The organism is Denitrificimonas caeni (assembly GCF_905120345.1).
Taxonomy (GTDB): domain Bacteria; phylum Pseudomonadota; class Gammaproteobacteria; order Pseudomonadales; family Pseudomonadaceae; genus Denitrificimonas; species Denitrificimonas caeni_A.
The window spans coordinates 495,530-522,058 of record NZ_CAJHOA010000001.1 but is presented as its reverse complement, the minus strand read 5'-3'; the positions used below and the strand labels follow the sequence as shown (position 1 = coordinate 522,058).

Genomic DNA, 26,529 nt, shown 5'->3' with positions numbered 1-26,529 from the left:
TTTCATAAGCAGCCTTTTGTCAGTTACCTTATAAATAGTATTAACGTCTATATTTATAAGTCTCTAGCTCTGCCGCCTATTGTTGCTGCAAAGCTCGCTACAAATGCACCTAATAAAAGAGATGCAAAAGCCCATAGCGCGAAAATAGCGGCGGCCTTACGTGCATCATCAGCGGCTTCTCGAGCTTGAGTTTCCAGTTTAGCAACGGCTTGTTTAGCGCGATCACTAATTTGCTGCAAACGGGCTCGTGCTTCAGTCTCACTGATATCAGCACGTTGTGCGATAACGCTAACTAAGTAGTTTTCATCCTCTGTCGATAACTCACCTTGCAAAATACTTCGAGTTAAAATGGTAGATATTTCTTTACGATTATCCTGCTTGTTATCCATTTCGCCAGGATTTTTAGGTCGTAACAAAGTGTCAGTATAATAATCTAGAGAGAATACATCATCGTTATTCTGCGCTGCAGAACCTGTTGCAGAGCCAACTGCTTCTACGCTTGCTCCAGCTAATGTTGCACCCGCTTGAGTTGTGCCAGAAATAATAGACGCAGCGACAGAACTCAATAAGACAAATCCTACTATAGTACTCAGCGCCCAAACCATAAAGCCATGCGCTGTATCCCTGAAGTAAATCTCATCGCCTCTGACATCAGTCCACTTGGTTCGTAAACGTCCGGTGACATAGCCAGCAATACCATAAGCAATAACTTGCGTCACTAACAACCATGCAATAGTGCCTATGGCAATACCGCTACCCGATACACCACTGTTTTGCCAAGGTGAGACGGCTAGAAAGCCTAAGCCGCTACCTCCGGTAATAAGTACTATCGTTAAGGCCGCAGCAATCACCGCGCCGACTATCACAGCAGCCCATGAGACGGCTGATTGGCTGGATTCTCCTAGCGCATAGGGACGGTTTATATGAGTTGATTCTGATTGAGTTTTTAGCATGACAAGCTCCGTTGTTATTTTATTTTATCCATATCATTCACTGCATATAAAAAACTTAATGCAAAAATATAGCTAATAAAATGATAATTGGGATAGGAACTCCGATTAACCAGAGAAGAATAGATCGCATGATAGTCTCCTAGTTTTTTTAAATGACTCATTAGTGGTCATGTTTTTATTGTTTAACAATCTGCAATTTGCTTTTCAGTGTTATTTTGATCCACGCCTAACCTCCTTGTATGTGATCTTTAATCACGATGCCGTCCAGTTACTCTTTGTGATGTCTATATTTATGATTAGTTCCGCTAAATTGTTATCAGTTGTTACGTAAAATTTGTAACGGACTGCTGTGCAATACTTGTCTAGTGCCTAGCATACCTACCGCGGTGATCAGCAAAGCACCAAGAATCGGTAAGCTCATCAGCCAAGGATGCAGCTGCCAGGTTAAATTAAAAACAAAGCGGTAAAGAATGTAGCTGCTCACTTCACAACCTAGCCAAGCCAGCAGCCCACTGCATGCGCCAAGCAAGACAAACTCATTGCGCTGAGATTGCACCAGCAACTTGCGTGAAGCACCTAGAGCACGCAGCAGTGCGCCTTGTTTAATACGTTCAGCCAAGGTGCTATGCAAACCTGCGATTAAAACGCTAATGCCCGCTGCCAGAACAAACAGTAAAATCAATTCAATGGCTAATGTCACTTGCGCCAAAATATCGCGTAACTGTCGTAGTACGGCATCTACTTGCAGAATACTGACACTGGGGAAGGCTTTCGCCAGTTCAATGCGCTGGCGCTCGGCATTTTCTGGTAAGTAGAAACTTGTCATCCATGTATGAGCGACGTTAGTCATGTGTTGTGGATCAAAAATCACAAAAAAGTTGGGTTGCATGCTGTTCCAATCGACTGTGCGCAGACTGCTAATCTGTGCAGGGTAATCAGTACCAGCAATATGAAAGGTCAGTTGGTCGCCGACAGTTACGCCCAGTTGTTTGGCTAGAGCACTTTCTACAGAAATATTATAGACGCTGTTGCGGGTAGCGTTGCCCTTACTGTCTGACCACCAGTTGCCAGCAATCACCTGATTGTCTTTGGGAAGTTGATTGGTCCAAGTTAGGTTGAGGTCGCGCTGTAAGGTACGCATCACCCGTGCTTCAGGAGCAATCAGCGTTGTTGCTGGTTGTCCGTTGATTTGGGTTAAGCGTCCTAAAGTGACAGGGTAGAGCGGCGCGCTATTGCTGCTGATTATGCTGAGAGCTGTACTGAAATCGGCTTGCTGTGCCGGTAGGATATTGATGGCAAAGTGGTTTGGAGCGTTTTCTGGTAACTGTGCTTGCCAGTTATCCAATAACTCGCTACGCAGTAAGACAATCAGAGCCATCGACAGTAAGATCAACGCGAAAGCCATAATCTGACCGACGCTATTGAGTGGGTAGCGCAATAAATGCCCCAAACTTAAACGCCACGCGAGGCTACGTTTGGCTAACCAGAAACGTAAGCTCTTGAGACTGAAAAACAAACCTGCACCCAGCACTGCTGCAGTGAATCCGCCGCCGAGTAACAGTGCACTGGTGAGGCGCATATCCAGATTTAGTTGCCACATCAGTACCGCTAAGGTAATAAATACCATGCTATACAAAAGCCAAGTGGCCGGTGCAGTGGGCATTAAGTCGCGACGTAATACTCGCAATGGTGCAATACGTCCTAGTGCAATTAAAGGCGGTAAAGCAAAGCCCGCTAGCATCACCACGCTGGTGGCAATCCCAGCAATAAAGGGTTTTAAGCTGCCGGGCGGAATATCATCAGGCAGTAAGCCAGCTAATAATTCAAACAGGACAAACTGTGCCAGCCAGCCAATCAGGGTGCCGAGTAAGCTGGCCAGTAGCGCCAGTTGTAATAACTGTAGACAAAATATCCACAGGGTATGTTGGCGCGATAAGCCAAAACAGCGCAGTAATGCTGCCTGATCAAAACGCTGGCGTGCAAAGCGACTGGCGGAGAGTGCTACCGCGACACCTGCCAATAAGATGGCGGCTAAGCTGGCTAGATTTAAGTAGCTGGCCGCACGTTCTAAGGCGCTGTTAACTTGCTGATTACCATCGGCGAGGCCTTCGATACGTTGATGCGGTAATAAAGTCTCTTGTAAGCTTTTACGTAATGTTGCAATAGCTTGCGCATCGCCACTCCATAGCTGTCGGTAGCTGACGCGACTGCCCGGCTGCAGTACCTCGGTGGCCGGTAAGTCGGTTATATTAATCATCGCGCGCGGAGTAAAGCTGAGTAGATTGCCGGCACGATCGGGCTCATACGTGAGGATTCGCGCAACTTGAAAAACCGCTGAACCAATCTCAATGCTGTCGCCGACCTGTAGGTCTAAGGCTGTTGTTAGTTCAGCGTCCAACCATACTTCGCCAGGTTGTGGGCGTCCGCCGCTGAGCTCTTCAGTTTGCAATAGCCCGCGACTGCGTAGTGCGCCGCGCAACGGATAGTGATCATCCACGGCTTTCACGCTGGCGAGCTGTAAATCTTTATCAGTGGCAAGCATGCTAGCAAACTGTACGGTTTGTGAACTCTTTAAAGCGTCGCTATGTACGGCTGCCAATTGTTCAGGGCTGGGTGTTTCACTGCTGGAAAGGATCAAGTCTGCGGCAAGGAACTCTCCTGCGCTGAGCTGCATTGCGCCTTGTAAGCGCTCGGCAAAATGGCCAATGGTGCTGCTGCTAGCGACCGCAATCACTAAAGCAAAAAATAGAATGCGTAGTTCTGAGGTGCGCCGCTCGCGCAGCAGTTGCCTAGCCGCTAATTTTAGTAGTTCGAAGAATGTCAGTTGCATGATTGATCCACCTGACAGCCCGCTTCTAAGCGTAAATGCTGTTGACAGCGTGCAGCGAGCTTTTCATCGTGAGTGACCAAAACCAGTGTGGTGCCGAGCTCTTTATTCATTTCAAACAATAAATCACTGATCTGTTCGCCGGTTTGGCTGTCGAGATTCCCCGTGGGTTCATCGGCAAATAACACGTCAGGCTGAGTCGCGAAGGCGCGAGCTAACGCCACACGTTGCTGCTCGCCGCCGGATAGAAGGTTAACGGGATGTTTTAAGCGGCTTGCTAAACCGACACGGGTTAACAACTCGCTGGCCCGTTGCTTGGGATTGGCGTGGCCAGCGAGCTCCAGTGGTAGCATGACGTTTTCTAAAGCATTTAAGCTATCCAGTAATAAAAACGCCTGAAAGACAAAGCCGACGTGGGTGGCACGTAACGCTGCCCGTTGATCTTCATCTAGGGTGTTTAAGTGATTGCCAGCTAAAATGACTTCGCCACTGCTAGGTAGATCAAGGCCCGCTAATAGCCCTAATAAAGTTGATTTACCTGATCCAGAGCGCCCTATAATAGCCAGCGAGTCACCTTGCTTAAGATCAAATGATACATTGTCAAGAATAGCCAGTTGGCCTTCTGTTGAGGGAACCTTTTTGCTAAGGTGCTGGGCGCTAAGAATACTATTAGTCATGAGGGTTCCAATGCGTCAATGGATAGCAACAATATGTTTAAGTGTGCTGTGCTCTATCGCCACTGTTCAGGCAGCAACTGTTTTGGTGGTGGGAGATAGTATCAGCGCAGCCTTCGGACTGGAAACCCAGCAGGGGTGGGTTGCTTTGCTACAGCAGCGTTTGCTTGAGCATAATGCTGAGTTTAAAGTGGTGAATGCCTCGATCAGTGGTGAAACCAGTGCTGGAGGTTTATCGCGCTTTCCTGATTTACTCGCGCAGCACCAGCCGCAGTATGTAATTATTGAGTTGGGTGGTAACGATGGTTTGCGTGGTCTCTCGCTCAGCCATATGGCGATGAATCTCTCAACTATGGTGCAGAAGGCCAAGCAACAGAACGCGTCTGTACTGTTGTTGGGTATGCGTTTACCGAGCAATTACGGCAAGCGTTATACTGATGCGTTTTATAATGTGTATCAGCGTATTGCCGAAAAAGAAAAAGTAGCTTTAGTGGGTTTCCTTTTAGAGGGTGTGGGCGCGGTGGATGGCATGATGCAAGCCGATGGTGTGCATCCGACGCAATTGGCGCAACCGCTGTTATTAGAAAATACTTGGCAAGAGTTAGAGCCTTTATTAGGACTAAAAAACAGCAGTAATCGCTCCCAATAGAACAATTTTTCGCGAGTGCTGTTACAAGCTACTGTTTTAGGCTAATGTAGCGCCCGATTTTAGGGGCTCGACATGGCACGCTTGGTGTGGTCTTTACATGCTTATCAGATTATTTTGCCGGACGAGCAAATGGATCTGTTCGCCTGTCAAAAAGAGCGCGTACACGCCGTCAGTCGCCAGTTAGAGCTTGGTAGTCAGGCTGATCGCACCTTATGTGGCAGCCTGTTACCTGCGCAACCCCATTGGCATGTCTTGGATCGCCAGCAATTGCGTACCGCACATTTTTGTCCGCAATGTCGTGACGTTATTCAAGCGCAGCGCAAACAGGCCAAGCCAGGCTGGCAGTCAGCATAAAGGTCTGTGTATCTGATGGGTAAATCCCGTACTATGCAGGCGCTAATACAAACTTTTCCGGTAGGGTTACTTCGATGTTGTTAAACATGCTCTCGTTTAAGTCTTTGCGCTTATACGGACTGTCAGTGCTGTGTGTCGCGCCTTTTGTATCGGCTTTAGAATTACCGCTGCCGCCGCCTGGTGAGGATGTCGTTGGCGAGGTTCAGGTCATTCAAGCGCGCTATGAAGATACCTTTGCTGATCTGGGTAAAACCCATGATTTAGGCTACTTGGAAATGGTTGCGGCTAATCCTAGCGTTGATGCATGGTTACCTGGCGTCGGCACTGAGATTGTGCTGCCTACACGCTATATTTTGCCGCCGGGTCCGCGTGAGGGTGTAGTGATTAACTTGGCCGAATACCGCCTTTATTACTACCCAAAAGACAAACCTGTGGTGTACACCTACCCTTTGGGTATTGGTCGCGAAGGCTGGGATTCGCCAATCAGCAACACTTCGATTACCGTGAAAACGCCTAATCCAGGTTGGACTCCACCACAGTCAATTTTGCGTGAACATGCTGAGGCCGGCGATCCATTGCCTGGTTATGTGCCGCCAGGACCGGATAATCCGTTAGGGCCTTACAAGCTGACTTTAGGGTTGCCTGGTTACTTGATCCACGGATCAAATAAAAAGTTTGGTATTGGTATGCGTGTTAGCCATGGTTGCTTTCGCATGCTCAATCATAACGTTTTGGAGTTGGCCAGCTTAGTGCCGGTTGGCGAGAAAGTGCGCATTATTAACGAGCCTTATAAGTTTGGCATTGCGCAAGGTACGTTGTATTTAGAAGCACATACACCACTCAGTGATGACGGTGAGACGTCTATTGTCGATAAACATGCAGCAGTGGTTAACGTATTACTTAAACGTGAAGATATTCAAGGTGCTCATCTTTTAGATTGGCAACGTGTGCGTGACATTGTGGCAGAAGAGCTGGGATTGCCCGTCTCTATTGCTAAGCAGGTTGATGTGGCTAGAGGTGACGGTGTTGCGGCCCAATAAATAGGGTGTTGCTCGCTAAGTGATGAAAACGATTGACAATGATTAATTTATCCGTAGAATACGCGACCATTGTAGGCACATAGCTCAGTTGGTTAGAGCACCACCTTGACATGGTGGGGGTCGTTGGTTCGAATCCAATTGTGCCTACCAAACAATTCAAAAGGTCGCCTCGTGCGGCCTTTTGTGTTTTTACTGCAGTTTTAATTTTTATGATTGCATTTTTTTCCAGTGAATCCGATTTGTGTGAGGTGGGTAAAACCTTCTGCCGCTGTAGGGCAGGTGAGCCTCAAAATAAATCGCTCTTACTGGCTCATCCCACCCATGTGACCTTTTGTAGGGGTCACCACTAGGCAGAGGAGGCGCCATGCCCGTAATTACTCTTCCTGACGGCAGTCAGCGTACATTTGATCATCCTGTTTCTATTCTCGATGTTGCCCAATCAATTGGTGCAGGTCTTGCGAAAGCTACCGTGGCCGGCCGAGTGAATGGTCGCTTACTGGATGCAACCGATTTAATTAGCAGCGACGCAACGCTGTCGATCATTACCCCTAAAGATCCCGAAGGCGTTGAGATTATCCGTCACTCGTGCGCGCACTTAGTGGGTCATGCGGTTAAGCAGTTATTCCCTGAAGCAAAAATGGTGATTGGCCCGGTGATTGACGAGGGTTTTTATTACGATATCGCCATTGCTCGTCCGTTTACGCCAGATGATATGCAAGCGATTGAAAAGCGCATGAATGAGCTGATCAATCAAGATTATGACGTGATCAAAAAGCTGACACCGCGTGCTGAAGTGATCGATATTTTCACTCAGCGTGGTGAGGATTATAAATTACGTCTGATTGAAGATATGCCTGAAGAGACAGAAATGGGCTTATATTTTCACCAAGAGTACGTGGATATGTGCCGTGGGCCGCACGTGCCTAATACGCGTTTCTTGAAATTCTTTAAGCTCACTCGATTTTCTGGTGCGTACTGGCGTGGTGACTCTAAAAATGAGCAGTTACAGCGCATTTACGGTACCGCCTGGGCCGATAAAAAACAGTTGGCTGCTTACGTTAAGCGTATTGAAGAGGCAGAAAAGCGCGATCACCGTAAACTCGGTAAGCGCTTAGATTTGTTCCATATGCAAGAAGAAGCGCCAGGTATGGTGTTTTGGCACCCGAATGGCTGGACGTTGTATCAAGTGCTTGAGCAATACATGCGCAAAGTGCAGCGTGAAAATGGCTACTTAGAGATTAAAACACCACAAGTGGTTGACCGTATCCTTTGGGAGAAGTCAGGGCACTGGACCAATTACGCTGACAATATGTTCGTGACTGAGTCAGAGTCGCGTGATTATGCAATTAAGCCGATGAACTGTCCTTGTCACGTGCAAGTGTATAATCAAGGTTTAAAGAGCTATCGCGAGCTGCCACTGCGTCTGGCTGAGTTTGGTGCCTGTCACCGTAACGAGCCGTCCGGTGCATTGCATGGTATAATGCGTGTGCGTGGTTTTGTTCAGGATGATGCACATATCTTCTGTACAGAAGAACAGATGCAAGCAGAGTCCGCTGACTTTATTCGTTTAACTCAAAAGGTTTATGCGGATTTTGGTTTTGATGAAATTGAATTAAAGCTGTCTACTCGGCCTGAGCAGCGTGTCGGTTCCGATGAGCAGTGGGATCTGGCTGAGAAAGCTCTTGCTGATGCGCTGGATTCTGCGGGTTTAGAGTATGAGTTGCAGCCTGGTGAAGGTGCTTTTTACGGCCCGAAAATTGAGTTTTCTTTGCGTGACTGTTTAGGTCGTGTTTGGCAGTGCGGTACACTGCAGCTCGACTTTAACTTGCCGGTACGTTTGGACGCTGAATACGTCAGTGAAGATAACGGACGTAAACATCCAGTGATGTTGCACCGTGCAATTTTGGGGTCGTTTGAGCGTTTTATTGGTATTTTGATTGAGCATTACGAAGGTGCATTTCCAGCTTGGTTAGCACCAACGCAAGCAGTTATTATGAATATCAGTGAGAAACAAGGCGATTTTGCGAAGAAAGTTGAAAAAAACCTATTAGAAAGTGGATTTAGAGTCTCTAGTGACTTGAGAAACGAGAAGATAGGCTTTAAAATTCGTGAGCATACTTTGCTCAAGGTTCCTTATTTGCTAGTCATTGGTGATAGGGAAGTTGAGACACAAACCATTGCAGTGCGAACTCGTGGCGGTGAAGACCTCGGCAGTATGTCGGTCGACCAGTTCAGTGAGTTATTAAATACTGCGATTTCCCGGCGTGGTCGCCAAGATTTGGAGTGATAATTATCAAGCGAGATATGAGACAAGACAGACGAGCTGCCCCTAAGGCACCCATTAATGAGAACATCACAGCCCGCGAAGTGCGCCTGATTGGTGCAGAAGGTGAGCAGGTCGGGATCGTCTCGATTGATGAAGCACTGGCCGCTGCTGATGAAGCGAAGCTGGATCTGGTTGAAATTTCTGCGGATGCATTGCCGCCTGTATGTCGCATCATGGACTACGGCAAGCACGTGTTTGAGAAAAAGAAACAAGTTGCTGCTGCACGCAAGAACCAGAAACAAATTCAAATTAAAGAAATTAAGTTTCGACCAGGGACGGAAGACGGGGATTATCAGGTAAAACTACGCAACCTGATACGTTTCCTAGAAGATGGGGATAAAGCCAAGGTTTCATTACGATTCCGTGGCCGAGAGATGGCCCACCAGGAGCTGGGAATGGAGTTGTTGAAGCGGGTTGAAGGTGACCTTGCTGAATACGGCACCGTTGAACAGCATCCTAAGATGGAAGGACGCCAGCTGATAATGGTCCTCGCCCCCAAAAAGAAAAAATAACCCCCTAGGGCACAGGCAGGCCTTAAGGTTATAGCGTATCAATCTGAATGCGGAGTATTCAACATGCCAAAGATGAAAACGAAAAGTGGCGCTAAAAAGCGCTTTAAAGCGACAGCGAACGGTTTTAAACATAAGCACGCTTTCAAGAGTCACATCTTGACCAAAATGACAACTAAGCGTAAGCGCCAACTGCGTGGGACATCTATGATGCACCCAAGTGATGTTGCTCGCGTTGAACGCATGTTGCGTGTTCGTTAATTTCGGTCTGGATAAATAAAGGTAATAGTTTATGGCTCGTGTAAAACGTGGTGTGTTAGCCCGTCGTCGTCACAAAAAAATATTGAAACTTGCTAAAGGTTACTATGGTGCGCGTTCACGCGTATTCCGCGTAGCTAAGCAAGCGGTTATTAAGGCTGGTCAGTACGCGTACCGTGACCGTCGTCAGCGTAAACGTCAATTCCGCGCTCTGTGGATTGCACGTATCAATGCTGGTGCTCGTGTTAATGGTTTGTCTTACAGCCGTTTCATTGCTGGCTTGAAAAAAGCTTCAATTGAAATCGACCGTAAAGTACTGGCTGACTTAGCAGTAAACGAAAAAGCAGCATTTGCGGCAATTGTTGAAAAAGCTAAGTCCACTTTGGCCTAAGTTTTAAAACATTGCGACATGCGTTTTTTGATAAGGGAAGGGCTTAGGCTCTTCCCTTATTTCGTATAGCATCCTTATTTTTAAAAGTCATAGTAAGAGCACCTTGCAAAGCCTGAGCGCTATGTTTTGCAAGGTCCTCTGGAGTAATGTATGGATAATCTTGATGCGTTGGTAGCACAGGCTTTAGTGGTCGTTGCAGGCAGCGAAGATTCGCAAGCGTTAGAGCAGTTACGGGTTCACTATCTTGGTAAAAAAGGTGAACTCACGCTACAGATGAAACAGCTCGGTAAGTTGTCTGCTGAAGAGCGGCCGCAAGCGGGTGCGTTAATCAACGCAGCGAAAGAGCAAGTTCAAGATGCACTAAACGCTCGTAAGCAGCATCTGGATAGTCTTGCTCTAGCCAGCAAACTGGCGGCTGAGACGATTGATGTGACCTTGACAGGTCGTGGTCAACAAAGTGGCAGTTTGCATCCGGTGACGCGTACGCTTGAGCGCATTGAACAGTTCTTTACCAAAATCGGTTATGGTATTGCTGAAGGCCCAGAAGTTGAAGATGATTATCACAACTTTGAGGCGTTAAATATCCCCGGTCATCACCCCGCGCGGGCGATGCACGACACCTTCTACTTCAACGCTAATATGCTGCTGCGTACCCACACCTCGCCGGTGCAAGTACGTACCATGGAAGCTCAGCGTCCACCAATTCGTATTGTTTGCCCGGGTCGTGTGTATCGCTGCGACTCAGATATCACTCACTCGCCGATGTTCCATCAAGTGGAAGGTTTGTTGATTGATAAAGACATCAGCTTCGCAGACTTAAAAGGCACTATTGAAGAGTTTTTACGGGTGTTTTTTGAGAAAGATTTGGGCGTACGTTTCCGTCCATCATTCTTCCCCTTTACTGAACCGTCCGCGGAAGTGGATATGCAGTGCGTGATGTGCAATGGCGAAGGTTGCCGTGTATGCAAACAAACGGGCTGGTTGGAAGTGATGGGTTGCGGCATGGTGCATCCGAATGTGCTGCGCATGTCAGACATTGATCCAGAAGAATTTCAAGGCTTTGCCTTTGGTATGGGCGTTGAGCGCTTAGCCATGTTGCGTTATGGCGTAAATGATTTACGTCTGTTCTTCGATAACGACCTGCGGTTTTTAACCCAGTTTCGCTAGGTCGATACCCTTTAGAGTTTAGGAGAGCAGCATGAATTTCAGTGAACAATGGTTACGCAGTCTGGTTGACCCACAAGCTTCCCGTGAAGAGCTTGTCGCGCGTTTGTCTATGGCTGGTTTAGAAGTCGACGCGGTGACCCCTGTGGCCGGTGTGTTTAGCGGCGTGGTAGTCGGTGAAGTGCTCAGTGCTGAGCAGCATCCAGATGCCGATAAATTGCGTGTTTGCCAAGTCAGCGATGGCGCACAAACCGTACAAATCGTTTGTGGTGCACCGAATGTGCGTGCGGGCTTAAAAGTACCCTTCGCACGCGTTGGTGCGATGTTGCCCGGCGACTTTAAAATTAGCAAAGCTAAGTTGCGCGGTGTCGAGTCATTCGGCATGCTTTGTTCGGCCAGTGAGTTACAAATCAGCGATGAAAATGATGGCTTATTAGAGTTGCCATCTGATGCTGTAGTCGGTCAATGCGTTCGTGACAGTTTACATCTCAATGATGTCTGCATTGAGGTGGATCTCACGCCGAATCGTGGTGACTGCTTGTCTCTGCAAGGCTTAGCCCGTGAAGTCGGTGCGCTGTATAATGTGCCAGTGCAATTGCCTGCAATTACAGCAGTGGCTGCCAGCCATGAGCAAACTGTTGCGGTTGAACTTGCAGCTGCGCAAGCCTGTCCGCGCTATGCGGGGCGTGTGATTACCGGTGTTGATCTAACTCAACCTACGCCTGCATGGATGATTGAGCGTTTACAGCGCAGTGATATTCGCAGTATTGATCCTGTTGTTGACGTGACTAACTACGTCATGATTGAACTCGGTCAGCCGCTGCATGCGTTTGACTTAGCGCAAATCAATGGCAGCATTTGCGTACGTATGGCGCAAGAAAACGAGCAGATCACTTTGCTCGATGGCCAAGAAATCAAACTCAAAGCCAATACCTTGGTGATTGCTGATCAGCAACGTGCTTTGGCGATTGCCGGTGTGATGGGTGGTGCAGGCAGCGGTGTGGAAGTGGGTAAAACCACCGATATTTTCCTAGAGAGTGCGTTTTTTGAGCCAGTGGCGATTGCCGGTAAGGCGCGTTCCTATGGTTTACATACCGATGCTTCACATCGTTTTGAGCGTGGAGTGGATTGGCAGTTGCCAGCGCAAGCTATTGAGCGTGCAACTGAATTGCTACTTAGCATCGTTGGCGGCAGCGCAGGACCTGTGAGCGTCACAGAAGATGCGCAACATTTGCCTAAACTAGCATCCATTACTTTACGTGCTGAGCGCGTTAAGCAGATGTTTGGTCTGAGCTTAAGTAATGAGCAGATTGAGTCTTTGTTGATTCCGCTCGGCTTAAAACTGACAACGCAAGCGTCAGGTGTTTGGACGGTAGATGTGCCAAGTCATCGTTTTGATATCACCATTGAAGTGGATTTGCTAGAAGAGATTGGCCGTTTATATGGTTATGATCAGTTGCCTGTGCGCTACCCAGCTGCACGCTTAGCGCCACAAGCACAGACCGAAGCACAAGCGCAGTTGCCAGTGTTGCGTCGTTTGCTGGTTGCTCGTGGCTATCAAGAAGCTATTACTTATAGCTTTATTGAGCCGGAATTATTTACTGCGTTTCACCCTGAGCTGAAAGCGCTGACCTTGGCTAACCCCATTTCAGCAGAATTATCAGTGATGCGTGCATCGCTGTTGCCAGGTTTATTAAAAGCGTTGCAACATAACTTAAACCGTCAACAAGATCGTGTACGTTTATTTGAAAGTGGCCTAAGATTTGTTGGTCAGCTCGAAGACTTAAAACAAGAGCGTATGCTCGCCGGTGTGATCACTGGTGCGCGTTTACCCGAGTTGTGGACGCATGGCAAAGACACTGTTGATTATTATGATATCAAAGCGGATGTTGAAGCCTTGCTCGGTGCGGCCGGTGATCGCGACAGCTTCACCTTTGTTCCTTGTCAGCAGCATGCTTTCCATCCGGGGCAGTGCGCACGGATTGAGCGCAATGGTCAGGCTGTTGGTTTTGTCGGTACTTTGCACCCGCAATTGGCTACTGAATTAGACATCGATCAGCAAGTATTGATGTTTGAAGTAGAACTGGATGCGATCAGCGCAGGACGTTTGCCCACCTTTAGTGAGCTGTCACGCTTCCCTGAAGTGCGCCGTGATTTGGCCTTAGTCGTCAATGCGGATATACCGGCACAGCAGCTGATGGATGCGATGCGCAGTGCTGCAGGCGAATGGCTGACGCAGATTCGTCTGTTTGATGTCTATCAAGGCAAGGGCGTGGAAGAGGGCTGTAAAAGTTTAGCGGTTGGCTTGACCTGGCAGCATCCTTCGCGCACTCTAACGGATGACGAGGTTAGCGCAGCAACGCAAGCGATACTGACCCTTTTGTCTGATAAGTTTTCTGCAATATTAAGGAAGTGAGTGTATGGGGGCTTTAACGAAAGCAGAGATGGCTGAGCATCTGTTTATGGAAATTGGCTTGAATAAACGCGAAGCCAAAGAATTGGTGGATACCTTCTTTGAAGAAATTCGTTTAGCCCTCGAAAACAATGAGCCGGTTAAGTTGTCTGGTTTTGGCAACTTTGAATTGCGTGATAAAAGTCAGCGTCCTGGGCGCAACCCGAAAACAGGTGAAGAAATCCCCATTAGCGCACGTCGTGTGGTGACTTTCCGTCCAGGGCAAAAGCTGCGTGATCGAGTAGAAGCCTATGTTGGAACCTAGTCATAATCGCGAATTGCCAATTATTCCTAATAAACGCTATTTCACCATTGGCGAAGCCAGTGAATTATGTGCGGTGAAACCGCATGTGTTGCGTTATTGGGAGCAAGAGTTTCAGCAGTTGGCGGAGATTAAGCGTCGTGGCAATCGCCGCTATTACCAGCGCCACGATGTGTTAATGATTCGTCAAATTCGCGCTCTACTGTACGATCAGGGCTTTACCATTGGCGGTGCTCGCTTACGCTTGTCCAGCACCGAAGTAAGCGATGAAAGCAGTCAAGTTAAGCAGGTTTTACGGCAGATGGTCGCCGAGCTTGAAGAGGTTTTAAGCCTATTGCGCAGTTAACTATAGAGTGATTCAGGCATGTCATCGAGCAGCTAACCGGTGTTAGATGTCTGATTTGATACGTTGTAATGGACTAATAAAAATTACGTTGTCGCTCAGATTGCATCAATAAGAGGATGCCCTGTGTCATCAGTTACTATCGTTATTCTGATTTTTATCGCCATTGCTGCGTTGTTGTTTATTGGCTATATTAATCAGCTGATAGAAAAAACCTCATTAGAAAAAGCCCGTCTTAAAGCCGATCTGTTAGATCGTTATCGCCGTTGCGGCATTCTCTCCGAGGCCTTGCCGGGACAGCTGATGAGCGTCGAGCTTAAGCAGTTGCTGAATCGTTTAGAACTACATTTTGTTGAGCAACTCAGCACGATTGATAGTCAAGAAGCTAAATATAAGTTGCGTGAAGAAGAGTTACGCCAATCGATAGCTGAAGCAGATGAGTTGCGGATTAAAAATCTTCCAGTCACTATTATTAGCGATCAGCAAGCTAAAGATGTGCGCTTTCAGTTGGAAAGCTTACAAGCACAAATTATTCGCGCGGTTGAAGAAAAACTACTGCCTGGTGCAGAAGGCAAGTATTGGCTGGGGCAGCTAAAACACATGTTGGTGACTGTCTATATTGATTATTTTAATAATAGTGGTCGTCAGTTTCTTGAGCAGGACAATACAGCTCAAGCACGTTTAATGTTTGAACGCGCGATACAGTATTTAAAAAAACAGAATGATGCTGCGCTGTATAAACAGCCCATGGCGCAATTTGAATCCCTCTTGGCGCGTACCAATGCTTCAATGCTGGAAGGGAGCAATCCAAGCTCTGAGCAGATCAGTGAACTGACTGAAGGTCTGGAGTTGCAAGACCAAGAAAATGAGTGGAAGAAAAAACATATTTACGATTAATCGAGGTCTCCATGAGCTTAATATTATACGGCGCTTCTTTATCTCCTTTTGTGCGTAAAGTGAGAACATCCTTATTAGAAAAAAAGCTCGATTACAGCATGGAGATGATCATTCCACGCAATCAGCCTGATTGGTATTATCAAATTAATCCGTTGGGACGCATCCCAGCTCTGCGTGATGGTGAGTTTGAAATCTGTGACTCGGCAGTGATTTGTGCGTATTTAGATGAAAAATACCCAGATACTCCAGCGCTGTGTGGCAATACCATCGAAGAAAAAGCACGTATTCGTTGGTTTGAAAAGTACGGCGACTATGAGCTTGCCCCCTTGGCAACCTTTACTGTGTTTTTTAATCGTGCTTTAGCCAAGAGCATGGGGTTGCCCAGTGATGAAGATGCTGTACAAAAAGCATTAATAAAACTAGTGACCCACTTTGATTATTTAGAGCAGCAGTTGGCTGATAACGATTATTTTGTCGGTAATCGTTTTACCTTGGCTGATATTGCAATTGTTACCCAATGGGTGAATTTATCTTATGGCCAAGAGCAGTTGAATGCCGATAAATGGCCTAAACTGGTTGCACATCAGCAGCGCGTGTTAGCTCGTGAGTCTTTGCAAGTGCTAAAAGCGGATGAGACGAAGATGCTTGCACGTATTGCTTAAGCTATACGTAAAGTTGACGTGAGACGTGTCGGTGACTGTTTTTGCGTATCGCGTCATTTTAGAATATATCGTTGTTTCGTGCATTTTTTGTGAATAAGGTCATAATAGAGTCTTTATTTTTGACTGGATAGTTCTAGTATGCAAAAAGAGTCCCGTAAGGTGCGTGAATTTCGCCGTCGTGAACAAGAAATTCTTGATACCTCTCTAAAGTTGTTTCTTGAACAAGGTGAAGACTCAGTCACTGTGGAAATGATTGCTGATGCGGTGGGCATTGGTAAGGGCACCATCTACAAACACTTTAAATCCAAAGCAGAAATCTACTTACGCTTAATGCTCAATTATGAGCGTGAGCTCAATCAGTTGTTTCAGTCGGATAGTGTTTCCAGTGATAAAGAAGCGTTGTCACGTGCTTATTTTGCTTTCCGTATGCGTGATCCACAGCGTTATCGCTTATTTGATCGCCTTGAAGAAAAAGTTCTTAAAGGTCATCAAGTCCCAGAAATGGTCGAACAACTGCATACCATTCGTGCTTCCAATTTTGAGCGTTTAACGCGTTTGATCGAAGGACGTATTGATGAAGGTAAATTGGAAGATGTGCCACCCTATTTTCACTATTGCGCCGCTTGGGCCTTGGTACATGGTGCGGTCGCCTTATACCACTCGCCATTCTGGAGCAATGTATTAGAAGATCAGGAAGGCTTTTTTCAGTTTCTAATGGATATTGGTGTGCGCATGGGTAACAAGCGCATCAAGCGTGAGGATGCGCCGCAAGATATCCAAGATACGCCTGATCAGGCCTGATAGAGGTTTTGAAAGATGACGCATAGTTTTCCTATTGATTATATTGAACCGGTATTTCGTCCGCCCAGTGAAGCCCAGTCACTGATTCTGCCAGTGACTAATGGTTGTTCGTGGAATAAATGTACCTTTTGTGAAATGTATACTGCACCACAGAAAAAATTTTCTGTGCGTGATGAAAAACAGGTACTCACAGAGATTCAGCGTGTGTCTGAACAGATGATTGTGCAGCGGGTATTTTTAGCGGATGGCGATGCGCTTGCGCTGTCAACGCGACGTCTGCTGACTATTTTACACGCCATTCAAGAGTATTTACCGACGGTGCGCCGCGTCACCAGTTACTGCTTGCCGAGCAATCTTAAAAATAAGTCTATCAGTGAGCTGCAAGAGTTGGCTGATGCTGGTTTGAAGATGGTCTATGTCGGTGCTGAATCCGGTGATGATGAAGTGCTGCGCAAGGTCAATAAAGGTGAAACCTATGCTTCGACCTTAAGTGCTTTAAGTAAGTTGGGTGAGGCGGGCATTAAGCGTTCAGTGATGATTCTTAATGGCCTCGGTGGGCGCAGCTTAAGTGCCCAGCATGCTGATCAATCCGCCGCCTTGATGAACGAAACTCAACCGGAGTTTCTTTCCACCTTGGTGGTGAGTTTTCCACAGGGAAATACACGTTTTAAGAAAAGCTTTCCTGAGTTTGAGTCTTTACAGCAGCAGGAATTGTTTATTGAGCTGCAGCGGTTTATTGGGCAGCTGCAGTTGAAAAACACAGTATTTCGCAGTGATCATGCTTCGAACTACTTACCACTTAAAGGTACCTTGGGCGCTGATAAGCAGCGTTTCTTAGCGCAATTACAGCAGGCTATCGAACAGCCCGATACCATGCCTCTGCGTGAAGAGTGGCAGCGCGGTCTTTGAACTTTTAAAAGTATAGATTGGCGCAAAACCTGCTTGTAAAATTCAAGGATTATTCTTTTGACGCTAGAGGTGGACGTTATATGCGCCAATTATTATTGATTTTATTGGTTGTTGCTTTGGCATCCTGTATGAAGGTCAGTGATTTAACAGCAGAAACTGAGTACCAGATGCGTGATGCAGGTCTGCTTAATCACAGTGAAATTAAGCGTGCTAATAATTGGCGTTTGCAGGCTGATTCTTATATCTATATCAGCCAAGGGCTGTTTATTCCGTTGGGCCATGCGTCGGCGCGCCCAAATATTGTTGCGGAAGAAACCTTTAATGCCTTTGTTGAGTATTTTCCGCGGCTAAGCCTTGCCCCTGTGCCGATGGGCTTTGAAGAGGCGTTGCAGGCTGCGCGCCATAGTGGCGCGCATTACTTGTTGTATACCCGCTTTGCGCAAGGCAACGATCGCATCGGTAATTGGGATGAGTTTAAAACAAGAAAAGACAGCGGCGCGCGTCTAGGGGTGGACCGCGGAGCAATTCATTTGATGCTGGTGGAGGTCGGTAATGGCTATTTGGTTGATACCGCTAATATCCGTAATCGCGGTGGCTTTTTAACCTTTCATAATAAGAAGCCCGAAGACATGATTCGTCCGCCGTTACGCAACTATGCGCGACGCTTGCTGGGTTTAAACCCTTAATACAGGCTTATTTTATGCACAACCCTGATCATAATGATGTATTACAGTGCTTGGCTGATAGTGCAGAGCGCTTATCCTATAATGCTGATTGGCAGCCAGCACAGTGCGGTGACAGTGAGATGCGTATTGCTCGTGATGGGCGCTGGTATCATCAAGGTGGTGTGATTGAGCGAGTGGCTTTAGTAAAGCTTTTTTCGCGATTATTGCGCAGAGAGGGCGATCAGTATTTTTTGGTGACACCGGTTGAGAAACTCAGCATTGACGTTGAGGACGCGCCCTTTGTTTCTATTAATACCTTTGTGCAGGGTGAAGGGCGTGAGCAAAATGTGTACGTGACGACTAATTTAGACGATGTTTTGATGATTGGTCCTGAGCACCCTGTGCATGTGGAGATTGACCCACAAACGCAAGAACCGTCGCCGTATGTCTCGATTGGCAAGAACCTCCGCGTGCTGTTGCAACGTAGTGATTTTTATCAGTTGGTGGAGTATGGCGAAGAGGGTGTGATAGAGGGGCAGCAGGTGCTAGGGCTGTGGAGCCAGGGCAAATATTATTCCTTGGGCGCGCTGTAAGGCTATTGTTGCCCAATGTCCGCTTGTAAAATCACAACTCAGCCCCCATCTTTATAGATTAAATCTAAATACTTGTGTGCAATTATTATGACTTTGGCGTTATCCATTAAGCAGTTAAAAAAAAGCTATGAAAATGGCTTTGAGGCCCTGAAAGGGGTTGATTTAGAAGTGGCGGAAGGTGATTTTTTTGCCCTGTTAGGTCCTAACGGCGCAGGTAAATCAACCACCATTGGCATCCTTTCCACCTTGGTCAATAAAACCAGCGGCAGTGTGCAGGTATTTGGCCATGATTTAGATACTGATCCGCTGGCGTTAAAGCGCTGTATTGGCTTGGTCCCACAAGAGTTTAATTTTAACCAATTTGAAACTGCGCAAAATATCTTAACCACACAAGCGGGTTATTACGGTATTAAGCTTAAAGATGCGCTTGTGCGTGCTGAAGAGCTGCTTAAGCAGTTAGGCCTATGGGATAAGCGTGACTCGGCTTCACGGATGCTTTCTGGTGGGATGAAGCGTCGCTTAATGATTGCTCGTGCGTTAATGCATAAGCCTCGTTTATTGATTCTCGATGAGCCAACAGCGGGTGTGGATATTGAGTTGCGCCGCTCGATGTGGGAATACCTTACGCAACTCAACGAGCAGGGAACTACTATTATTCTGACCACTCACTACCTTGAGGAAGCGGAACAGCTGTGTCGTAATATTGCCATTATTGATCACGGTACTATTGTCGAAAACACCAGTATGCGCTCTTTGCTAGGTCAGTTATCGAATGAAACTTTTTTGCTTGATTTAAAAGAGACGCAAACACAAACGCCAGAATTACATGGTTATCCTGCGCAACTACTGGATGAATGTACCTTGCAAGTACAGGTTGAAAAGCACCGAGGCTTAACTGATTTATTTACTCAGCTTTCAGCGCAAGGCATTGAAGTGCTGAGTTTGCGTAATAAAAGTAACCGACTGGAGGAACTCTTTGTGTCATTGGTAGAAAAGAACCTGGAGGGTGATCAGCTATGAACGCAGAGTTAAAATCCAATTGGGTTGCCTTAAAAACCATTGTCTACCGTGAAGCACGACGATTTCTGCGTATTTGGCCACAAACCTTATTGCCGCCGGCTATTACTATGGTTTTATACTTTGTGATCTTCGGTAATTTGATCGGTAGTCAAATCGGTGACATGCATGGCTTTACTTACATGCAGTACATCGTTCCGGGTTTGATCATGATGTCGGTGATTACCAACTCATACAGCAACGTGGTGTCGAGCTTTTTTAGTGCTAAATTTCAACACTCTATTGAAGAGTTGATGGTGTCACCGGTATCGCCACATACTATTTTGATTGGTTTTGTGATGGGTGGTGTTTTGCGTGGGCTGGGCGTAGCGGTGATTGTCTCGGTTTTATCACTGTTTTTTACCAACCTGCAGGTGCATAACTTAGCTATTACCCTTGTAGTGATTGTTTGTACATCAGCTGTATTTGCTTTAGGTGGTTTTTTAAACGCGGTATTTGCACGTAATTTTGATGATATCTCGATTATTCCTGCTTTTGTACTGACGCCACTGACCTACTTAGGCGGGGTGTTTTACTCAATTGATATGCTGGGTCCATTCTGGAAAACACTCTCTCTCGCTAACCCTATTTTGCATATGGTTAATGCGTTTCGTTACGGTATTTTAGGCGTCTCTGATATTGATATCAGCGTGGCGATTAGCCTGATGCTAGTTACGGCCTTGATTTTGTATACCGTGTGCGTACGTTTATTAATCTCTGGTCGAGGTATGCGTAGCTAGCAGATCTTGGGTTAAGCTTAAGTTGGCCTGAAAATTGCTCTTATCTCTATATGAATCGCAAAGCGTCAAAGAAGCGATAGGAGATAAAAATGAGCCAAGGTATAGAATTTAATCGGTTGATGTTAGAAATGCGTGCTATGCAGACGGATGCAATGGCGCGCGTTAAGCCCCCAGCTGTATCAGAAGTCCCTGCGGCTGGCGGCCCTAATTTCGCTGAGATGCTTGGCCAAGCCGTCGGTAAAGTGAATGAAACACAACAGGCCTCAAACCAGCTCGCTAAAGCTTTTGAAATAGGGCAGAGTGGCGTCGATTTAACTGACGTGATGATTGCCTCACAAAAAGCCAGCGTCTCATTTCAAGCAATGACACAAGTTCGCAATAAGCTGGTTCAGGCTTATCAAGATATTATGCAGATGCCAGTTTAGGGGCGATAGATCATGGTTGACGCAACCGCAAATACTCCGCAAACCACCACGCAACCAGGCAAGCCTGCTTTTGCTGGATTGGCGTTTTTGGACAGTTTGGCGCAAATGCCTGCGTTACGCCAGGTCGCTCTCTTGGTCGGTTTGGCTGCCAGTGTGGCCATTGGTTTTGCCGTTGTCTTGTGGTCGCAGGAACCTGATTATCGTCCGCTGTATGGCAGTTTGGCGGGTTTAGATGCTAATCAAGTGATTGAAACTTTGGGCACCGCTGGTATTGCCTACCGTGTTGAGCCTAACTCGGGGGCATTGTTAGTTAAAGCTGCCGATTTATCCAATGCGCGTTTAAAGCTCGCAACAGCAGGAGTGACGCCCAGCGATAATAACATTGGTTTTGAAATCCTTGATAAAGAGCAGGGCTTAGGTACCAGTCAGTTTATGGAAACCACACGTTACCGTCGTGGTTTAGAGGGCGAGCTGGCGCGCACGGTCTCCAGTTTAAATAACGTCAAAGCCGCACGTGTACATTTGGCTATTCCAAAAAGCTCAGTGTTTGTTCGTGATGAGCGTAAACCGAGCGCCTCGGTATTGGTTGAGCTGTATTCAGGGCGCAGTCTTGAACCGAGTCAGGTGATGGCGATTATTAATCTCGTCGCCACCAGTGTGCCGGAATTAGATAAATCACAAGTGACGGTGGTCGATCAGAAAGGTCATCTGTTATCCGATCAGCAAGAGCTGTCAGAAATGACCCGCGCGGGTAAACAGTTTGATTACTCGCGCCGCTTAGAAACCTTGTTTACGCAACGAGTGCATAATATTTTACAGCCTATTTTAGGGGCTGATCGCTATAAAGCAGAAGTGTCGGCAGATGTGGACTTCAGCGCGATTGAATCCACTTCGGAAACTTTTAACCCTGATCAGCCAGCGCTGCGCAGTGAACAATCTGTGATTGAGCAGCGTCAAGTTAGCAGTGGTCCACAAGGTGTGCCCGGTGCGCTGAGCAATCAACCTCCAGGCGCTGCGACAGCACCTGAGGTGGCGGGCGGTGCGCAAGCAGCAGGTGGTCCTGTTGCCGCAGGTCAGCCGTTGTTGGATGCCAATGGTGAGCAAATTATTGATCCGGCCACTGGGCAAGCAATGTTGGCACCTTATCCAAACGATAAGCGTGAGCAGTCGACCCGTAACTTTGAATTGGATCGTTCGATCAGCTATACCAAACAAGACCAAGGTCGTTTACAGCGCTTGTCTGTTGCGGTGGTGGTGGATGACCAAATTATTATTAATCCAGAAACTGGTGTGGCGACTCGCGTGCCATGGACAGAACAAGACGTTGCGCGTTTTACGCGCTTAGTACAGGATTCTGTCGGTTTTAGCGCCAGTCGAGGTGACAGCGTTAGCGTGATTAACGCCCCCTTTGCACCACTGATGCCTGAAGAAATTATTGATATTCCTTTTTACACCCAACCTTGGTTCTGGGACATTGTTAAGCAAGTATTAGGCGTCTTGTTTATTTTAGTGCTGGTCTTTGGAGTGCTGCGTCCCTTGCTACGTAATGTGGTAGGTGGCGGTACATCCAAAGAGCTGGCAACCCGTGATCGGTTAGCTGATGCTGAAATGGGTGGATTGGATGATCTCGATGCTGGCTTAGCTGAGGATCGAGTCAGTCTAGGTGGTCCACAAAACATTTTATTGCCGAGTCCCAGCGAAGGGTATGATGCCCAGCTTAATGCGATTAAAAGCTTAGTTGCCGAAGATCCTGGACGCGTGGCACAGGTCGTAAAAGAGTGGATTAACTCTGATGAGTGATAATGCTATGACAACTAAACTCAATAAAATCGATAAAGCTGCGATTTTGCTGTTATCTCTGGGCGAGAGTGATGCTGCGCAAGTGTTGCAGCATATGGGACCTAAAGAAGTACAGCGCGTCGGTTCAGCCATGGCACAGATGCGTAATGTGCATCGTGAGCAGGTCGAACAGGTGATGAGTGAGTTTGTTGAGGTGGTCAGCGATCAAACCGGCTTAGGCGTTGGTGCGGACGGTTATATCCGCAAAATGCTGACCCAGGCCTTAGGTGAAGACAAAGCTGGCAGCTTAATTGACCGTATTTTGTTGGGCGGTAATACCAGTGGTTTAGACAGCTTAAAGTGGATGGAGCCACGTGCAGTCGCTGATGTGATTCGCTATGAGCACCCACAGATTCAAGCAATTGTTGTGGCCTACTTAGACCCCGATCAAGCTGGTGAAGTGTTAGCGCATTTTGATCATAAAGTGCGTCTGGATATTGTCTTGCGGGTCTCTGCGCTGAATACCATTCAGCCGGCGGCGCTAAAAGAACTGAACAGCATTTTGGAAAAACAGTTTTCTGGAAACTCCAATACCTCACGGACCACCATGGGTGGGGTTAAGCGTGCTGCTGATATTATGAACTTCTTAGACAGTTCGATTGAAGGACCCTTGCTGGATGCTATTCGCGAGCTGGATCATGATCTGTCTGGGAAAATTGAAGACCTGATGTTTGTCTTTGATAACTTGGCTGATGTCGATGATCGCGGTATTCAGTCCTTGTTGCGAGAAGTGTCTTCCGACGTATTAGTGCTGGCGCTGAAAGGTGCTGATGAAGCCATTAAAGAAAAAATCTTTAAAAATATGTCAAAACGAGCGTCTGAACTGTTGCGTGATGACTTAGAGGCCAAAGGGCCGGTGCGCATCAGTGAAGTAGAGTCGGCGCAAAAAGAAATTCTTACCATTGCTCGCCGTATGGCGGATGCCGGCGAAATTGTGCTGGGTGGTAAAGGTGGCGAAGAGATGGTGTAGCGATGCCTGATAAAAAGCCAAGCAGTGAGCTGCTTTCAGCACAAGAAAGCCAGCTCTTTAGTCGTTGGGATTTACCCAGCTTTGATGCGCCTATCGAAGAAAAGCAGCCTGAGCCGGTTGCAGTTGAGGCAGAGGCTGAGACAGAAGTGCGGGTTGAAGACGTTACGATTGAGGACGTCAAACCGTTGACGCTTGAGGATGTTGAAAGTGTACGCCAAGGGGCTTGGAATGAAGGCTTCAGTACTGGCGAGAAAGATGGCTTTCATGCTGGGCAGCTAAAGGCGAGTCAAGAAGCGGACGGGGTACTGCGCAATAAAGTACAAGCACTAGAAAATATTATGCGCGAGTTTTTTCAGCCGATCGCCCAGCAAGATCAACAGCTTGAAGAAAGTATGCTGGATCTGGTGATGCAGATCAGTCGTCAAGTGATACAGCGCGAACTGAGTATTGACTCCAGCCAAATCAAACAGGTTGTCCGTGAAGCCTTAAAGTTGTTGCCGATGGGCAGTGAGGCCGTGCGCGTCTATGTTAATCCGCAGGATTTTGAACAGATTAAAGCCTTGCGCGCGCGCCATGAAGAACACTGGAAAATTGTTGAGGATGACGATTTACTGCCAGGTGGTTGCCGTTTTGAGTCGCTCAATACTCAAATCGACGCGAGTATTGAAACGCGTATCGAACATATTGCTACACAGATTTTAGAGCAGCAGCGCGAACTGCAAAGTCGACCGCTGGCGCCTGATCTGCAGGTGTCCTTGGATGCTGTCGATATGCCTGCTGAGCCGGCTGCGGCAGCGCAAGAACTCGGACTAGACGCTGTGATTGAGGAGGATGCCGCACAGCAGCCTGACGCTGTGACTGACGAGCCGAGCATCGATGATGATACTCAGGCTCTGAACTGACGAGGAGACGCTATGCACCTGCAACGCACGCGCTTTGCGACCCGCTTATCCAGTTATAAAAACGCTACACAGTTGTCAAAGCAACCGCTGGTTGAAGGTCGTCTGATTCGGATGGTGGGCTTGACCTTAGAGGCGCAAGGTGTGCAAGTGCCGGTTGGTAGTCGCTGTTTGGTGATTAATAATGATGGTTATCAAGCGGTGCAAGTGGAAGCTGAGGTGATGGGGTTTTCTGGTGAGAAAGTCTTTCTGATGCCAATCGGTAACCTCACAGGTATTGCTCCCGGCGCGCGAGTTGTGCCTGTTGCGGGCACTGATCGGATGCCAATGGGGCTGTCGATGCTGGGGCGCGTTTTAGATGGTGCCGGCCGCCCGCTGGATGGTAAAGGCCGTATCGAGCCGGAAGAGTGGGTGCAAATGGAAGGGCCTGCCATCAACCCACTGAAACGTAACCCTATCAGTGAACCTTTAGATGTGGGCATTCGCAGTATCAATGGCTTATTAACTGTGGGACGTGGTCAGCGTTTGGGTTTATTTGCCGGTACTGGGGTTGGTAAGAGTGTGCTGCTGGGAATGATGACGCGTTTTACCCAAGCCGATATTGTCATTGTTGGTTTGATCGGCGAGCGGGGCCGCGAAGTTAAAGAGTTTATTGAAGATATTCTTGGTGAGGAGGATTTAAAACGCGCGATTGTCGTGGCCTCACCGGCGGATGATGCGCCTTTGATGCGCCTACGCGCGGCCATGTATTGCACGCGGATTGCTGAATATTTTCGTGACAAAAACTATAACGTCTTATTACTGATGGATTCCTTAACCCGTTACGCTCAAGCGCAGCGGGAAATTGCCTTGGCCATTGGCGAGCCGCCGGCCACCAAAGGCTATCCACCTTCCGTGTTTGCTAAATTACCTAAGTTGGTTGAGCGTGCCGGTAACGCTGAAAAAGGTGGCGGTTCGATCACTGCTTTTTATACCGTATTATCTGAAGGTGATGATCAACAAGACCCCATTGCTGATGCGGCACGTGGTGTACTGGATGGTCACTTTGTGCTGTCGCGCGATTTAGCCCAAGAAGGGCATTACCCGGCGATTGATGTCAGCGCCTCGGTCAGTCGGGTGATGCCGCAAGTGGTCTCTGCAGAGCATCTGCAAGCTGCGCAACGCTTTAAACAACTATGGACACGTTACCAGCAGAGTCGTGATTTGATCAGTGTTGGCGCTTATGTGGCAGGCGGTGATAAAGATACTGACTTGGCGATTGAGCGTTATCCGTATATGTCAGCCTACTTGCGTCAAGGTTTACGCGAGACTGAATCACTGGAAAAAAGTACCGAGCACTTATTAGCGGTACTGAATCCGGCAGCCTTAAGTTGATCGTCGTATGAATAAACGTGCGCAACGCTTACTGCCGGTGGTTGATATGGCGCAAACCACTGAGCGAGAAGCGGCCGGCAAACTGCGTCAATACCAACACGCATTGCAGCAAGCACAACAACAACTGCAAAACTTGCAGCAATACCGTGATGATTATCAGCAGCAGTGGATTGATAAAGGGCAAACCGGCGTTAGCGGTCAGTGGCTGATGAACTATCAACGCTTTTTGTCCCAGTTGGAAGTGGCCATTGTTCAGCAAGAGCAGAGTTTGGCTTGGCATCAGAATAATGTCAGCGTCAGTCAAGCGGCGTGGCAGCAAGCCTATGCGCGCTTAGAGGGTTTGCGTAAGCTGGTGCAGCGTTACCGTGAGGACGCACAGAAAATGGCCGATAAGCAGGAACAGAAGCTGTTAGATGAAATGGCCCAGCGTTTAATGATGCAGCATGCTAAACAGGATTAACTATCTGCTAACGACATGTTTAGAACAGACTATAGAC

General features: G+C 47.5%; 28 protein-coding genes and 1 tRNA gene. 26 read left to right on the top strand and 3 right to left on the bottom strand.

Annotation, left to right across the window (positions count from 1 at the left end):
• Positions 1-53 precede the first annotated feature (53 nt).
• From JYJ62_RS02395 to JYJ62_RS02385, 3 genes are all read right to left on the bottom strand, one after another.
• Complete coding sequence (locus tag JYJ62_RS02395; RefSeq protein WP_205340579.1) at positions 54-953, bottom strand: hypothetical protein; 900 nt, start codon at positions 951-953, stop codon at positions 54-56.
• Between the two features lie 316 nt (positions 954-1,269).
• Positions 1,270-3,786 carry an ABC transporter permease gene (locus JYJ62_RS02390; RefSeq protein ID WP_205340834.1) on the bottom strand — a complete coding sequence of 839 codons (2,517 nt, stop codon included), beginning with the start codon at positions 3,784-3,786 and terminating at the stop codon, positions 1,270-1,272.
• Positions 3,774-4,457, bottom strand: coding sequence for an ABC transporter ATP-binding protein (locus JYJ62_RS02385; protein ID WP_205340578.1), 684 nt, complete (start codon positions 4,455-4,457; stop codon positions 3,774-3,776). Before JYJ62_RS02385 ends, JYJ62_RS02390 begins: the two co-directional genes overlap by 13 nt.
• Positions 4,458-4,467: 10 nt before the next feature.
• Here JYJ62_RS02385 and JYJ62_RS02380 point away from each other — a divergent pair, with 10 nt between their 5' ends.
• The 26 genes from JYJ62_RS02380 (at position 4,468) to fliJ (ending at position 26,492) form a co-directional block, all read left to right on the top strand.
• Positions 4,468-5,103: an arylesterase gene (locus JYJ62_RS02380; RefSeq protein ID WP_205340577.1), complete on the top strand. Its 636-nt coding sequence runs from the start codon at positions 4,468-4,470 to the stop codon at positions 5,101-5,103.
• 72 nt (positions 5,104-5,175) lie between these two features.
• Positions 5,176-5,457: a hypothetical protein gene (locus JYJ62_RS02375; protein ID WP_205340576.1), complete on the top strand. Its 282-nt coding sequence runs from the start codon at positions 5,176-5,178 to the stop codon at positions 5,455-5,457.
• A gap of 86 nt (positions 5,458-5,543) precedes the next feature.
• Positions 5,544-6,497, top strand: coding sequence for a L,D-transpeptidase family protein (locus tag JYJ62_RS02370; RefSeq protein WP_205340833.1), 954 nt, complete (start codon positions 5,544-5,546; stop codon positions 6,495-6,497).
• A 73-nt stretch (positions 6,498-6,570) separates the two neighbouring features.
• A tRNA-Val gene (locus tag JYJ62_RS02365) sits at positions 6,571-6,647 on the top strand.
• A 214-nt stretch (positions 6,648-6,861) separates the two neighbouring features.
• Entirely contained in the window at positions 6,862-8,784 is a 1,923-nt protein-coding gene (thrS, locus tag JYJ62_RS02360; RefSeq protein WP_205340575.1) for a threonine--tRNA ligase, read from the top strand.
• On the top strand, positions 8,784-9,335 hold the full coding sequence (gene infC, locus JYJ62_RS02355; protein WP_205340832.1) for a translation initiation factor IF-3: 552 nt from the start codon (positions 8,784-8,786) through the stop codon (positions 9,333-9,335). Before thrS ends, infC begins: the two co-directional genes overlap by 1 nt.
• Positions 9,336-9,398: 63 nt before the next feature.
• A complete protein-coding gene (rpmI, locus tag JYJ62_RS02350; RefSeq protein WP_022965883.1) occupies positions 9,399-9,593 on the top strand; it encodes a 50S ribosomal protein L35 in 195 nt (64 codons plus the stop codon).
• A 31-nt stretch (positions 9,594-9,624) separates the two neighbouring features.
• A complete protein-coding gene (gene rplT, locus JYJ62_RS02345; protein WP_205340574.1) occupies positions 9,625-9,981 on the top strand; it encodes a 50S ribosomal protein L20 in 357 nt (118 codons plus the stop codon).
• Between the two features lie 150 nt (positions 9,982-10,131).
• Positions 10,132-11,148, top strand: coding sequence for a phenylalanine--tRNA ligase subunit alpha (gene pheS / locus JYJ62_RS02340; RefSeq protein ID WP_205340573.1), 1,017 nt, complete (start codon positions 10,132-10,134; stop codon positions 11,146-11,148).
• Between the two features lie 31 nt (positions 11,149-11,179).
• Positions 11,180-13,561: a phenylalanine--tRNA ligase subunit beta gene (gene pheT, locus JYJ62_RS02335; protein ID WP_205340572.1), complete on the top strand. Its 2,382-nt coding sequence runs from the start codon at positions 11,180-11,182 to the stop codon at positions 13,559-13,561.
• Positions 13,562-13,565: 4 nt separating this feature from the next.
• Positions 13,566-13,862, top strand: coding sequence for an integration host factor subunit alpha (gene ihfA, locus JYJ62_RS02330; protein ID WP_205340571.1), 297 nt, complete (start codon positions 13,566-13,568; stop codon positions 13,860-13,862).
• The gene (locus JYJ62_RS02325; RefSeq protein WP_205340570.1) at positions 13,849-14,205 is read left to right on the top strand and encodes a MerR family transcriptional regulator; all 357 of its coding nucleotides are present in this window, start codon (positions 13,849-13,851) and stop codon (positions 14,203-14,205) included. Before ihfA ends, JYJ62_RS02325 begins: the two co-directional genes overlap by 14 nt.
• A 123-nt stretch (positions 14,206-14,328) precedes the next feature.
• Positions 14,329-15,099 (top strand): hypothetical protein, encoded by a 771-nt coding sequence (locus JYJ62_RS02320; protein WP_205340569.1) that lies wholly within the window; start codon positions 14,329-14,331, stop codon positions 15,097-15,099.
• 11 nt (positions 15,100-15,110) lie between these two features.
• Complete coding sequence (locus JYJ62_RS02315; RefSeq protein ID WP_205340568.1) at positions 15,111-15,761, top strand: glutathione S-transferase family protein; 651 nt, start codon at positions 15,111-15,113, stop codon at positions 15,759-15,761.
• A 138-nt stretch (positions 15,762-15,899) separates the two neighbouring features.
• Positions 15,900-16,562, top strand: coding sequence for a TetR/AcrR family transcriptional regulator (locus JYJ62_RS02310; protein WP_205340567.1), 663 nt, complete (start codon positions 15,900-15,902; stop codon positions 16,560-16,562).
• 15 nt (positions 16,563-16,577) lie between these two features.
• Entirely contained in the window at positions 16,578-17,471 is an 894-nt protein-coding gene (locus tag JYJ62_RS02305) for a radical SAM protein (RefSeq protein ID WP_205340566.1), read from the top strand.
• An 80-nt stretch (positions 17,472-17,551) separates the two neighbouring features.
• A complete protein-coding gene (locus JYJ62_RS02300; protein ID WP_205340565.1) occupies positions 17,552-18,157 on the top strand; it encodes a DUF4823 domain-containing protein in 606 nt (201 codons plus the stop codon).
• Positions 18,158-18,171: 14 nt separating this feature from the next.
• Positions 18,172-18,729: a DUF1285 domain-containing protein gene (locus JYJ62_RS02295; RefSeq protein WP_205340564.1), complete on the top strand. Its 558-nt coding sequence runs from the start codon at positions 18,172-18,174 to the stop codon at positions 18,727-18,729.
• Between the two features lie 87 nt (positions 18,730-18,816).
• Positions 18,817-19,749, top strand: a complete 933-nt coding sequence (locus JYJ62_RS02290; protein ID WP_205340563.1) for an ABC transporter ATP-binding protein — start codon at positions 18,817-18,819, stop codon at positions 19,747-19,749.
• Positions 19,746-20,525 (top strand): ABC transporter permease, encoded by a 780-nt coding sequence (locus JYJ62_RS02285; protein ID WP_205340562.1) that lies wholly within the window; start codon positions 19,746-19,748, stop codon positions 20,523-20,525. Before JYJ62_RS02290 ends, JYJ62_RS02285 begins: the two co-directional genes overlap by 4 nt.
• Before the next feature lie 89 nt (positions 20,526-20,614).
• Positions 20,615-20,950 (top strand): flagellar hook-basal body complex protein FliE, encoded by a 336-nt coding sequence (fliE, locus tag JYJ62_RS02280; RefSeq protein ID WP_205340561.1) that lies wholly within the window; start codon positions 20,615-20,617, stop codon positions 20,948-20,950.
• A 12-nt stretch (positions 20,951-20,962) separates the two neighbouring features.
• Positions 20,963-22,750 carry a flagellar basal-body MS-ring/collar protein FliF gene (gene fliF / locus JYJ62_RS02275; RefSeq protein WP_205340560.1) on the top strand — a complete coding sequence of 596 codons (1,788 nt, stop codon included), beginning with the start codon at positions 20,963-20,965 and terminating at the stop codon, positions 22,748-22,750.
• Positions 22,743-23,759, top strand: coding sequence for a flagellar motor switch protein FliG (fliG, locus tag JYJ62_RS02270; RefSeq protein WP_205340559.1), 1,017 nt, complete (start codon positions 22,743-22,745; stop codon positions 23,757-23,759). The genes fliF and fliG overlap by 8 nt, the downstream gene beginning before the upstream one ends.
• Before the next feature lie 2 nt (positions 23,760-23,761).
• A complete protein-coding gene (gene fliH, locus JYJ62_RS02265; protein ID WP_205340558.1) occupies positions 23,762-24,661 on the top strand; it encodes a flagellar assembly protein FliH in 900 nt (299 codons plus the stop codon).
• Positions 24,662-24,673: 12 nt separating this feature from the next.
• Positions 24,674-26,032: a flagellar protein export ATPase FliI gene (fliI, locus tag JYJ62_RS02260; RefSeq protein ID WP_205340557.1), complete on the top strand. Its 1,359-nt coding sequence runs from the start codon at positions 24,674-24,676 to the stop codon at positions 26,030-26,032.
• A gap of 7 nt (positions 26,033-26,039) precedes the next feature.
• A complete protein-coding gene (fliJ, locus tag JYJ62_RS02255; RefSeq protein WP_205340556.1) occupies positions 26,040-26,492 on the top strand; it encodes a flagellar export protein FliJ in 453 nt (150 codons plus the stop codon).
• Positions 26,493-26,529 lie beyond the last annotated feature (37 nt).